Raw genomic sequence first — 12,011 nt, 5'->3', positions numbered from 1 at the left:
TTATAGCCACCAAACGGTGGTAAGGATTAATTCAGTTTTCAATCTATGGTTAAGTGCTGTCGGGTCCTATCGTAAACTATATATTCTGCTGCAATTCTTTTGCAAGGTTTTCCAATGCAGCGGCAAATGCCTGGCGGGTTTCTGGGTTTTCCAGTGTAGCCTTTAACGTTTTATTGGATTTAAGCTGCCGTATGATGTTCAGATACATTTCACTTTCCACATTCAGGTCTCGCAGTTGGTTGCTCTGCTGTATCATACTTTTTACGGAAAAATCACCCAGGTGATTAAAGTGTAATGTTTCATGAACAGTAGACCCGCCTTTCTGCTCGAAATCTACGCTCACTTTAGGTTTGAAGTGCTTAAATACTTCTTCTACAGTTTTTAGGCCTTCAACAATTTCTGGTTTAATGGGTTCCTGTTCGGTTAACTGCTGAACGAATAAAGTCTTGTTTGGAGAGATGTCAACAAACGCTTCTGACGTATCAATTCTTCGTTCATTTCCCCCGATTTCATAATTAAACATAATCGGTACTTTTTTTTGATGATAGATATTCAGTGTTATAAAACTAATGATTTTTCCGATGAACTCGGCACACCTAACTATTAATTTTTTAAACCTCGGTGATCTGCCAAACCAACTCTTCCATTCCATCCTTTAATAATAGTGCGATCTTTTTTCCAGGAGATACCTCCCCTGAGATGATTTGTCTGGATATAGGTCTTCTCAACTGATTCCTGATGACACCCGAAATCTGTCTTGCGCCATAGCGCGGTGTAAACCCACTGAGGGCAAGCATCTTCTTCGCCTCGTCTGATATCTCTAAGGTGATGTGTTGTTTCTGTAACGCCTCGAGTAGACTCTTTAATTGTATATCGAAAATTTTTATTACGTTCTCTTCTGTGATTGGACCAAAAGGTACGATCTCGGATAAACGCGCTAAAAACTCTGGCCTGAAATGTCGCGTCATCAATTCCATTAATTGATTCGACTGCGGCATTTTCGCATTGTTGAATTGCTCCGTGATCCAGTCACTACCAATATTTGATGTGAACAATATCAACGCATTGGAGAAGTCGCCTTCCTTTCCCAATCTGTCATGTATCAGTCCTTCATCCATTATCTGGAGGAAGATATCAAATACAGATGGGTGGGCCTTTTCAATTTCATCGAACAGCAACACGGTATATGGTTGCTGTCGAATCTTATTTACAAGTAATCCTCCTTCCTCATATCCCACATAACCCGGAGGCGCACCGTATAATAATGCTGCAGAGTGCTCCTCCTTGAATTCACTCATGTCAAAACGGATCATGGCCTTTTCATCATTGAACAAGAATTCAGCGATTGATTTAGCTAATTCCGTTTTACCTGTACCCGTAGGGCCCAGTAAAAAGAAGGATCCTATAGGTTGTCCCTTTTTGCCCAGCCCACTGCGCGATTCCAATATCGCTGCAGAAAGGGCTTTCAACGCATGATCCTGGCCTACCACTCTTTGTTTGAGCTGAGCCTCCATGTTCATCAATTTCTCCCGTTCCTGCGTCTGTATTTTGCCAATAGGAATACCTGTTTTAAATGCAATCACCGCAGCGACATCCTGCTTTCCTGTCTCCTCTATTTTTTCTTTCGCAAGATTACTCAACTTATCAAGTGTGTCTTTTAGATAGGAGTACAGACCTTCTTCGCCTTCTGGTGCCTCCGCATCCAGGCGGCCAAGCAATACAGGACTGAGCTTACGTCGCAGGCTAATGAGCGTATCTTTAGGTGATAGCTGTAATGCTTCCTGTAACTGCTGCAACTCTCTTTCTGATGTATCGTTCATCATACGGATGGCAGCCATCGTTCTATCTAACAAATCGAACGCCGCATCGGGCAGCCGCCTGTCTTTCATATATCGCTTGGCTAGGCGTACACATTCTTCTACCGTTCCTTGCTGCACTTTCAGCTCATGATGCGCTTCATATCGTTCGAGCTGACATTGCAGCATTTTTACCGCAGTATCAATATCTGGCTCTGAAACTTGTACCACTTCGAACCGGCGACTGAAAGCCTTTTCCGGTTCTATTATCTTCCTATATTCTTCTATGGTAGTAGCACCTATAACGGTGATCTCTCCACGCGCCAATTCCGGTTTCAATAAATTACCTGCCCCAGAACCAATGGAGCCTTTCGAATCAAGCAAGGCATGTATCTCATCTATAAACAAAATCACCTTACCGGATTGCTTAAGCTCCGCAATGATCTTCTTCAAACGATCTTCTATTTCCCCTTTATAGGATGCGCCAGCGATAAGGGCCCCCGTATCCAGTTCCAAGATCTTTGCAGTCTTCAAAGCGCCTGGCACTTCCCCCTTCACAATCTGTTGCGCAAGTCCATCAATAAGTGCAGTTTTCCCCACACCAGCATCGCCCGTAATGATGACATTCGGTTTTGACCGCCGACATAGTACCTCCATGACCATACGTAATTCCATATCTCGGCCTATGATGGGATCTATCTTTCCTTCACTTGCCTGCGCAGTACGGTCTATACAATATCTCGACAAAGCCCCTGTGCTTTTCTTCTCCCCAACAACGGTATCTTCTTCATTTATGGATTGATGGATGGTTTGGTCATTGAGATATACCTCGAGCAGCTCCCTTTCTTTTACTGGGAAAGATCTCATCTGCTCAGCAGGGAAACCAATATTCGGTTTGGAAAGTGCGGTGAGTACGCAAACGGGTGTAATCAAATCAAGACCCATCTTCAAACGTACGTCATCCGCTTCTTCGAATACCAATGCTACTTCCGGTGTGCTTTTTACATCTGGATGCAATTGCTTCGCATTGGGAAATTCATCCATGCGTATTTCCGCCCATTCCTGCAAGTATCCGGGATCCTTATCCAATGCGGTCAACATGGGCCGTAAACCGGTTTCTTTGTGCATCAGGCCTGCCAGCAGATGCGGCGGGCCATAACTGGCGTGATGCCGTTCCTTTGCTAAGGACTCGGCCACATGCACGGCATGCTTCACGGATTCAGAGAGATTGAGCATGTTCATAACTTCCAGTCGCTTTGCGAAATGTAGAAATAAGGTTTGCCGTTAGAGCTGAAATAATCGGCCGTTTGTAACTGTTTCTTCACTACTTCATTACACTTGCGTAAATAAGTAATGAATTTCTCGAAGTCCTGTTCATTCATACCCCGTTTCAGATCACTTACAGAATAACGGTTAAATGGCTCAAGGTCCTGTGGCATACCTGTTACCTTTTCAAGATATACCGGGAGCTTCATCCCACGAATGGCGGACTTGCTATGCATATCTTTCCACTGGCTCCGACCATACGAGATATAGGTATTCACCAGTTTACGACGGAAATCTTTGCGATCTTGCTGGAGATTATCGCCCGCCAGGCGTGATAGGAGATCAGACAATTGCAGTACCTCATCTTGGCTGAGGAGTATCTGGTATTCCATTGGAGAATTCTTGTCCACCAGTGGATCTTTCGTCTCCATATCAAAATAATACTTAAATGCATTATGTGGCAACTGCTCTCCGAGGTTATTCGGTAATACAATTTTTCCTGTATTGATCGAAGCCATCACCGGTAGCGTGATCTTTTCCTTTAACCGTCCAGAAATCATAAATACGCTATCCAGCGATTTGATGATCTGCTTATTATCGGTGTATACTTCACCAAGAAAGCGATTCAATGCCATCATCATTTCACGGTTTGTTTTTACCGCACCTCGTCCTGGGAAAACGATGGCGCCTGGTATCAGGCTTCCATCTGGATAGTTCAGGTAATAAGATACAGAATCCGTGTAGGCGGTATTGAATTGTTGTGTTACTGCCAGGCCTTCTCCTTTCACCATGCGGAGTTTCTTCTGATCGGCCTGCAATTGTGCGGCCCTTTCCAGCAGTTGTCTTGATTGTAATACGAAATTATTGAACGATGGATCGAACTTGTTATACACTTGAAATACGAGCATCCTGGCATCTACTTCTGCGAGTCCGCGAACTAACTGATCTTCAGATGGGCCGTTTGCATTCTTAACATTATTCCCGGTGCTACCAGCTACGATAATGATATTCGTTTGCATCGGGTAATGCTTCAGGATTTTCACCGCTTCGAGTAGCCCTTCATAGTAAGGCTGATCATAAACTAATCCATTACAACGTTGCGTGATGCTAGCTTGTTTATTGATGAAATCCACCAAACGGCTGAAGTTATCCGTAGGCTCAAAAACATTCATTCCCCGCGCCTGTACGCAACCCTCATTGCCGCGGTACACAACGGCGCCGAAACGGTAATTATAATTGGCGTATCCTTTCTTTCCAAACACATCTTCGAAATTCTGGATGGTATTGGTAATGCCTGGAAGATAATCACGCATAGCACTGCCGCCATCTACCACAAAGACCACATTCACATGGTTACCAAATCTGCGTAAATGGAGGTAATTATTGTAATCGATGCGGGAACCTTTGATGTTGATAACCGTATTGGAAGATTTGTCGAACACATTGCCGGCTACTGCTGACTTATACGGCATATTCAGCCCGAGGCCGCGTTGCTGTACCACAGGTACTGTGCGGAATACCGGGTTTCCTGGCTCCAGCAACGGATCATACTCAAAATTGCCGCCATCTGGTGAAACAGGTTTTAAGTGTTCTCTGAAATATCTTGCTGCAATGGAATCCTCATCGAATGATTTTGTTTTACCTGTTCCCACGTATAGGCGACTGCCCCAGAGATGTACTACATCGGCAGATACCCATCCCGCGGTATTGGCTGCGGCGCCGTCGGCCGTAAGCTGACTGGCATGGCCAACAAGGGCTTTCTTGCCATCTTCCGAAAACTTATAGATATAAATGAGATCATTCAGCTTCAATTTCTCCGCTGCTGGCGTTTGTAATTCAGGCGAGTTATATACAATAATAGAATCGTGTACGAAATAGTATTTGGGTTGCATGATAGGACCCGCGCCGCTGATGATTCCCACCGCCTTGTAAGGGAAGCGGGTACGTTCATCTACGAGGGCTTTTTGCCACATCAGCACTTTACTGCGAAGGATCCAGCCATAACTGACTGCTTTTCGTTTATCCCCTATGCGTGAGCCTTTCTTCAGGATGGAAGGGTCATACTTTACTAATCGTAAGTATCCGCTTCTCTCATCACTAACGAAAAAGGGTTGCATGAAATTGAGCTTCTTGAAAACAAGGGTGCCACCTGGAGTAGTAGTGGTGTAATTTCCTTCGCTATCGGAGAATACAATCCAGGCACCGGCATCAGTTTTACCGGAAGGGTCTTTAGTTTGCGGTGTTGGGTACCTGAAGTTGACAGGCATCTTCTCTATACGTTTACCCGAATAAAACTGGGCTTCCGCATGGAAACAAAACAATGTGGCGATTAACAATACGAGAACTCTCATCTGCTTTAACAAGATATGATTAGCAATTACTTTTCTGTTCTATGTTGCTGCACATTTACCATACTTACACATTTCTTAGGAGACATAGTCAAACCTACTTCATCTATCACGATATTCTTACTGAATGTAAGCCCAATGCAATAGGAGTAGAAGTCTGTCTTTTTGTTCCCGGTTTCATCTGCTGCCTGTGCGGAAGTCTTTTCACCATTGCAGAGATATTTCTTCACGAGATAATAATAATGCTGGTTGAAATTCTTTCCGCCGGCAATGGCCTGTAAATGCAGTTTGAAATCATTTTTCATGGCTTCACCACCTGCGCCTGGATCAATCATTTCTAAGTCGTCGAATGCAGTGATATTGAGCGTATAAAATACCGGTGCGGCACTTTTATCCGTTTTGAGTATCACATTATATCTACCTGGACTACGATACGTGTAAAAAGCGGTACGGCCTTTCGCATCTACACGGCCAGTTTCTCCGAAGCTCCACTCAAAGATGTTGGCATCTCCTTCGGCTTCCAGGCGTAGTTGCTCACCAACGGTACCGGCTGTAGGGCCAGTGATGCGCATACTATCGATTGTCACCACAGGTACAGTATCCTTCACTATTACTGCAAATTGCTGTTGCATTTTTCCATCTACTGTAAGTCGGACAAGGTAAGTGCCGGCTGTACGGAATTTGTAAAAACCGCTTTGTTCCTTTGTTTTATTACCATCGCCAAACTCCCACTGCCATTGCTTTGCGCCAGGCGTATTGTCTGTATATACTAGGCTCTCGTTGAGGAAAATCTCGCTTTTCAGTAGATGTGCGTTTATTTCACGATTACTGAAGAGGAGTTTTATCAACAGGAATACTACTGCTAGTACAAGTACAGCTACAACAATGTATATGTAGATACGGCTACTATTGCCGGTTTTAACTGATTTATTTTTAGTTGTACTTTCCACTAGTTCCTGCTTTGGTTGATAATCGCCTCCTGTATACCGCGTTTAGAGAGTTTGCAGCGGTCTAGGTCGCTGTTGAGTTTCTCTATGTTACGGTAATTCCCACGCAGCTCTTTTTTGTCGTAGAACATTACTTCGAGTAGTTGTGCTTCTTGAAGGAATGCTTTGTAGCGTACGTCGTAAGACTTGCGCTGATAGGCTGCCTTGATACTACCGATGGCATTCAGGATATCCGATTCCAGAAAGAGCGCTTGCACAGAGGGGTCAAAGTCCATGATCTTCTTATAGGTAGAATCCACTGCCGGGCGCATTTCTGCCGCCACCGACTCGAATTGTTTTTCCGAAGTGATTTTCTGCGCCAGCTTATCTTTCATGGCGCTATTGCCAACATCACTGCCGGAAAACAACAGCCATGCGAGGAGTACAATGGTGAAGAGACTAAGCAATAGCAGGAATACGAACTGCTCTTGCCGCTCTTTAATGCTAAGATGCGCCATATGATCTAACGTCTAATATCCGTTTAACTTTTTCATCGCCTTTTTGGTGGAGGTACCGCAAGCATCCAATTGTTCACGTAGACTTTCCATCTGAAAGCGGGTTTGTGACAGGGAATCTTTCAAGCTGGCCAATACCATTACATTCTTGGTCATCTTACCATACAGTTCATAGCTCGGGACCACTTCTAGCTGTTTACGCTCATCCAATAATCCACGGACACGATTATTATCTGACTGTACGCCGTTAATAAGCAATGCCTGATTGCTGAGCTCTTGCGCATCAGCATTGACATATTGCGCAAGGGACCTGAACTTCAGCAGCACATTGTCGAATCGAGTGGTCACTTCCTCCCGGTAGTAGGCCAGTTGATCATAGGAACGCGACTGCTCTCCCAGCAATTGCAGTTCATGCCTGCTGGTAAAGAAAAAGCATGCAACACCAACTAAGACAAACAGAATCAGAATAACGAAATGAATGATGAATTTAAAATAGGCTCTATTCAATTCGTGTAAATTGATCGGCTTCATTTGTTATGGCTCCACTTTAAGGATCGGTTCAACAATATGGTTTATACAGTATGGTTACACCAAAGCAACAGGGTTAAATGTTGCCGTGATTATGCGTTTTGTCGGGCTAAAAACGTATCATCTAATATTCATATATCACATAATCACGGGTCGAATATACTTACAAATACCATATGAAAAAATGTTTTTTATTGATTTTTTTTTAGTTTTATGATAAGTTAATATGTTAACCAATGGCCATTTCTTATTATAAAAAACCTTTTGATTTCTCTCGTATATTTTCTAATAATCCGCTGGAAAGCTGTGATAACGGGGCTTCCATCGCCCAACACATCGAACTGATTATCTTTACCCGTTTTGGAGAACACCGCTTTGATCCCGACTTCGGCTGCGAAGTGTGGGAACTGGACTTTCAATTGATAGTAAATCAATCCATGTGGGAAGATCGCATGTGCCAATCATTGTCGCAGGCTATAACCCGCCAGGAACAACGTTTGTACGGGATTGACTGCGAAATTAGGATCACTGACGTTGAGAAAGTTTTTCCACTGCGGAGAATAACGGAGATCAAAAAACGTGTAGACATTATTGTGAGTGGTAAATTGACAACAACAGGGGAGAACTATGTTTTTAACACTGCCTTGTTTCTCAGTCCATTATCTTCTGAATAAACCACTTTCATTGGTAGAATATTTTTTATGCAGTATCCATTACATTATAACTCCAAAGATAATATCCGTGCGCGCCTGATGCAGACGGCGGCAGACTTCTGGGGAATCCGCTCTACAACTGATTTAGATCCGCTTGTTCGCCTGCTGATAGAAGCCCTCTCCGGCGAATTATATAACCTCGCCAACGATCTTAAAAATACAGAAAGTAGGTTACTCAATAAACTGGCTGCCTTGTTAACACCAGACCTACTGACTGCGGCATTGCCCGCCCATGCATTGATGCAGGCAATCCCGTTGGAAGAAAGCGAACTCCTGCGAGAAGACCGTCACTTTGTATATAGTCCGAAAAAAGAAAGTGGCACTCAGGAAATTTTCTTCTCTCCAGCAATGCCAGTGCAGATCTACGATGCCCGCATCGCTTACATGGCAACAGGATCTCATCTTTATATGAATGATCCTCAACGTGGGAGAATGTTGGTAGGAGCAGGGAAACATCTTCCATTACAAACACTCTGGTTAGGACTTCGTATCAATGATCAATTGTCTGATCTAGATAATTTTACACTTTATTTCAATTGGCCGCACTTTGGGTTCGATAATGAATGGTACCAGTTGCTCGCACTTTGCACCGGAAAGATCAACGGCCAGGAAATTCAATTGCAACACGGCTTTCCATCTCGCCCTTCCAAAGGAAATGAGAATATCCTGCAACAGACATTAGCCTTTGACGTGATGCCAGTCATTACCCGAGATGTTATACATTATTATGATCCTCACTTCCTACATTTTTCTATCCGACCTCATGCATATGATAAAATGACCTACCCAGCGGTTTTCCATTCCGCTTTCGACGAACGTACCCTCCATAATATGCAGGAGCAGTTATTATGGCTGGAAATCAAGTTCCCGCCTGCCATTCAGTTGGATAACGTGGAAGTATACACGAATGCTATACCAGTAATGAACCGGCGATTACATCAGATCACCCATCGATTTAAAGGTATTGGTAATATCATCCCAGTGAAACCTGGCGTGCAGGAGTTCTTCCTCAGCGTCCATCAACTGAGCGACAGCCAGGGGAAACAATATTTTCCCGTTTCTTATAATAATGGTCAGGAAAACGAGCAAGATTCCTATTCTGTTCGACTAGGTGGCGCCGAACGCTTTGATAGTCGCAATGCCCGCGAAATCATCAATTACTTATTTGAATTGCTGCGCGATGAAAGTGCTGCGTTTTCAGCCTATGGGTATGATTTCCTCAACGATATTCTAAAGAATCTCCAGCAAAACTTAGCACTGGTAGAACAGAAGGCGCGCAAATCATTGCATGCACTGACGGAATCTACTCGCTACGTGATCGTAAAACCCTCTTCTCCAACCGAGACGATGCATCTTTCCTACTGGACCACACAGTATGATGTAGCGCATCAATTACGCAGTGGGATGCTCTTAACGCAGTTTGAAGGATCTGGTACTCGCGCGGACTCATTGGTGCTGCTTACAAAACCCGCTGGTGGCAGGCAGGCAGCCGACCGTGGTAACTTACTACAAGCCTACAAATATGGGCTAATGACGCGAGACCGTATTGTAACGGAAGATGATATACGAAATTTTTGTCGCCATGAATTGGGTGGACGTATTGCAGAAATAAAGGTGCAACGTGGAGTGATGGTATCGCCGCATCCCAAAGAAGGATTAAAGAAAACGACAGATATACTCATCAAACCTGCACAACCATTCGAACAAACGGAATGGGAGTTTACGCAACAATCGCTGTTACGTAAACTGGAATCACGTAGCGGATTACTGGTGACGTATAGAGTGATGTTGGCCTGATCATTTAATCCAGTAAGCTCCAGGAATTGCGCGCCCTCGTTTGTTCGATGGTGCGTTGTTCTGCTACTACTATGTTTTCCCTACGCTGACCGATGAATTCAAGGCTGCTCAGTTTATTCCATAATGCAGATAATACCTGTATGCAGTCCTGCACTTGTTGCATAGACTGGCGGATATTGTAATGGTCATAGACGATATCTACCGTTTTGGAGAGGAGGTCTTCGAAATTACCAGGAGTGACGTCTTTCCACTCATAAAAATATTTCAACATCTCTTCTTTGTCACGGGAACCTGGATAATTCAACCCTGTATAAAAAATATGTGCGAGATTAGAAAATACACCTATCATGACCACCGGTGGTTGTTGGTGTACCATGTTTCGATAAGAGAAGAAGGTCTGGGAGATGTAGTCCAGCATCCGTTCGCACAGGGCTTTTATGTTCTTGGCAAGATCCGTGCTTTGATCGCGGGCTGTCACTTTTTCGATGATGCGGAAACTGCTCATCTGTATATCATTCAACAGTATGCTCAATTGCTCATAATACCGTATTAATGCTGGATGGCTAACAATGGCGGTGCTAGGAGGAATATATTGATCATTGACAGACACGCGTCCGTTTTTACGAACCAGTTGACCAATCACCAAATGATGCAGGCTCATATCTGAGGCCGTTACCTGTTCTGCAGGTAGTACCACGAGTTCTACTCCGTTCAAGACATGTGGATGCCGGGGCGGTGTTTCCATGGGATCGGGTGCGCCCGCGGGGATGCGTTCATATGGATTTACACTGAGTACTACGCTATAATAATTCACCTGGTTTTCATCTTGGGGCTCTTCTTCTGCGAAAGAGTAGGAGCGCACCAATTGTTCCGCATAGGCTTCTGGTAGGATATGAATACGCACCCCACCAGCAGTAATGGCATTGCATTGACGCAGGCGGATTTCTACCTGACGGGTGACGCGCTCATTTATTTCGAAATCACAACTGAGTCGCTGACCGCGGAAAGGTGGCAGCAATCCGAAATCATAGTTATGTAAAAACAGGGAAGTGGTATCACGTATGGCATCAGTAAAGTGGTCTTCTGTTTCCATGAAGTGGCGGCGGGAGATCTTCATCCCGTCTATCCAATTGACAGCAGCGTGTTTGCGAGGAAATAACATAAGAATCTTTTAATTGATCACAAAATGACAACCCTGTCTTCGCCTCCAGCTTCTTGTTGCAGTCGGGTTACTCTGCGCGCAAAAATGATATGCTTTTCATTTACCTGGTTTTGTGCAATGCTTTCAGCAGGATCGATGAATTGCTTACGGGAGAAGAAACTTGGCTTGAGATAGAAGATCCAGCCGTAAGGTTCTTCGCCTGCGGCAAAGTGGATGCCATTCCGTGGGAACTTAATATTATAGTCGTCTATGAATTTCTTGAACCATACGCCAAAGTTCATTTCTGGTGGCGCTTTTACTTTTACTTTCAGCGGGGAAGGATCATTGACGGCTTTGAAAACCTCCACCTCCAGGACTTTCAGTTTGTCAATATCCACATCAAACATATCGAGTGGCTGTGTACCATGAGGATAATACCATACTGTATAAATTTCCGATGGAATACTGATCATGGCCATGTATGTCCACCAGAAGAGCAGCGGCACCATAAATACCAACACAGATGTAGCTGCGAGCCAGCCATATTCCAAATCATTCAGGCGGTTGAAAATCAGCTTATATAGATAGAAGCCAAGCAACATACTGATAACGCCCATCAGTATGGTCATTCCTTTTTTAGTTTCCAGTGCAGCCGGATTATGACGTGCCAGCAGGAATACCGCCAGGATACCAAACAAAAGGTAACTTAACTGCGATAGGAGGTACCCCCAGGGCATGAAATACAAGCCTAGTAAGCTAAATAGACCAGGTATGGCCAGCACGATACTAGTGAGTAATATAGTAACGATGAGCTTACGACTGCTCATCAGACGGTTCTTCTTATTTACAATGAGCATTACAGCCCCCATAATGGCGGCCACGAGCGGAAAGAAAATATAACTTACAAAGACAGACTTTACATCCATAATTTACGATATGGTCAACGGCGGTTAATCTAATTTTTCACAGGCAAGGGTCAAA

Annotated in this window: 10 protein-coding genes; 2 read left to right on the top strand and 8 right to left on the bottom strand. The window is 44.2% G+C overall.

What is annotated here, in order from left to right; all coding sequences use genetic code 11:
* Positions 1-76: 76 nt before the first annotated feature.
* From JO154_RS08220 to JO154_RS08195, 6 genes are all read right to left on the bottom strand, one after another.
* A complete protein-coding gene (locus JO154_RS08220) occupies positions 77-523 on the bottom strand; it encodes a hypothetical protein (protein WP_291943614.1) in 447 nt (148 codons plus the stop codon).
* Between the two features lie 88 nt (positions 524-611).
* Entirely contained in the window at positions 612-3,038 is a 2,427-nt protein-coding gene (locus JO154_RS08215; protein ID WP_291943612.1) for an ATP-dependent Clp protease ATP-binding subunit, read from the bottom strand.
* Entirely contained in the window at positions 3,035-5,413 is a 2,379-nt protein-coding gene (gene tssR / locus JO154_RS08210; protein ID WP_291943610.1) for a type VI secretion system protein TssR domain-containing protein, read from the bottom strand. Before tssR ends, JO154_RS08215 begins: the two co-directional genes overlap by 4 nt.
* Positions 5,414-5,439: 26 nt before the next feature.
* On the bottom strand, positions 5,440-6,360 hold the full coding sequence (locus tag JO154_RS08205) for a PKD domain-containing protein (protein ID WP_291943608.1): 921 nt from the start codon (positions 6,358-6,360) through the stop codon (positions 5,440-5,442).
* On the bottom strand, positions 6,360-6,854 hold the full coding sequence (gene tssO / locus JO154_RS08200) for a type VI secretion system TssO (protein WP_291943606.1): 495 nt from the start codon (positions 6,852-6,854) through the stop codon (positions 6,360-6,362). Before tssO ends, JO154_RS08205 begins: the two co-directional genes overlap by 1 nt.
* Positions 6,855-6,866: 12 nt before the next feature.
* The gene (locus tag JO154_RS08195; protein ID WP_291943604.1) at positions 6,867-7,382 is read right to left on the bottom strand and encodes a hypothetical protein; all 516 of its coding nucleotides are present in this window, start codon (positions 7,380-7,382) and stop codon (positions 6,867-6,869) included.
* A gap of 233 nt (positions 7,383-7,615) precedes the next feature.
* Here JO154_RS08195 and JO154_RS08190 point away from each other — a divergent pair, with 233 nt between their 5' ends.
* Both JO154_RS08190 and JO154_RS08185 read left to right on the top strand, forming a co-directional pair.
* Positions 7,616-8,053, top strand: a complete 438-nt coding sequence (locus JO154_RS08190; RefSeq protein ID WP_291943601.1) for a GPW/gp25 family protein — start codon at positions 7,616-7,618, stop codon at positions 8,051-8,053.
* A 27-nt stretch (positions 8,054-8,080) separates the two neighbouring features.
* Complete coding sequence (locus JO154_RS08185) at positions 8,081-9,889, top strand: type VI secretion system baseplate subunit TssF (protein WP_291943599.1); 1,809 nt, start codon at positions 8,081-8,083, stop codon at positions 9,887-9,889.
* 4 nt (positions 9,890-9,893) lie between these two features.
* Here the strand turns inward: JO154_RS08185 and JO154_RS08180 are convergent, their stop codons facing one another.
* Positions 9,894-11,051 (bottom strand): hypothetical protein, encoded by a 1,158-nt coding sequence (locus JO154_RS08180; protein WP_291943596.1) that lies wholly within the window; start codon positions 11,049-11,051, stop codon positions 9,894-9,896.
* A gap of 17 nt (positions 11,052-11,068) precedes the next feature.
* Positions 11,069-11,956 (bottom strand): TssN family type VI secretion system protein, encoded by an 888-nt coding sequence (locus JO154_RS08175; RefSeq protein ID WP_291943593.1) that lies wholly within the window; start codon positions 11,954-11,956, stop codon positions 11,069-11,071.
* Positions 11,957-12,011 lie beyond the last annotated feature (55 nt).

The organism is Chitinophaga sp. (assembly GCF_019236475.1).
Lineage (GTDB): Bacteria > Bacteroidota > Bacteroidia > Chitinophagales > Chitinophagaceae > Chitinophaga.
This window is presented reverse-complemented; position numbering and strand designations above follow the sequence as displayed.

Bases quoted from the DNA above. Each gene is read 5' to 3' on its own strand.
- JO154_RS08180 (WP_291943596.1), bottom strand. From the start codon at position 11,051: ATGTTATTTCCTCGCAAACACGCTGCTGTCAATTGGATAGACGGGATG.
- JO154_RS08190 (WP_291943601.1), top strand. From the start codon at position 7,616: ATGGCCATTTCTTATTATAAAAAACCTTTTGATTTCTCTCGTATATTT.
- JO154_RS08220 (WP_291943614.1), bottom strand. From the start codon at position 523: ATGTTTAATTATGAAATCGGGGGAAATGAACGAAGAATTGATACGTCA.
- tssR (WP_291943610.1), bottom strand. From the start codon at position 5,413: ATGAGAGTTCTCGTATTGTTAATCGCCACATTGTTTTGTTTCCATGCG.
- JO154_RS08215 (WP_291943612.1), bottom strand. From the start codon at position 3,038: ATGAACATGCTCAATCTCTCTGAATCCGTGAAGCATGCCGTGCATGTG.
- tssO (WP_291943606.1), bottom strand. From the start codon at position 6,854: ATGGCGCATCTTAGCATTAAAGAGCGGCAAGAGCAGTTCGTATTCCTG.
- JO154_RS08175 (WP_291943593.1), bottom strand. From the start codon at position 11,956: ATGGATGTAAAGTCTGTCTTTGTAAGTTATATTTTCTTTCCGCTCGTG.
- JO154_RS08185 (WP_291943599.1), top strand. From the start codon at position 8,081: ATGCAGTATCCATTACATTATAACTCCAAAGATAATATCCGTGCGCGC.
- JO154_RS08195 (WP_291943604.1), bottom strand. From the start codon at position 7,382: ATGAAGCCGATCAATTTACACGAATTGAATAGAGCCTATTTTAAATTC.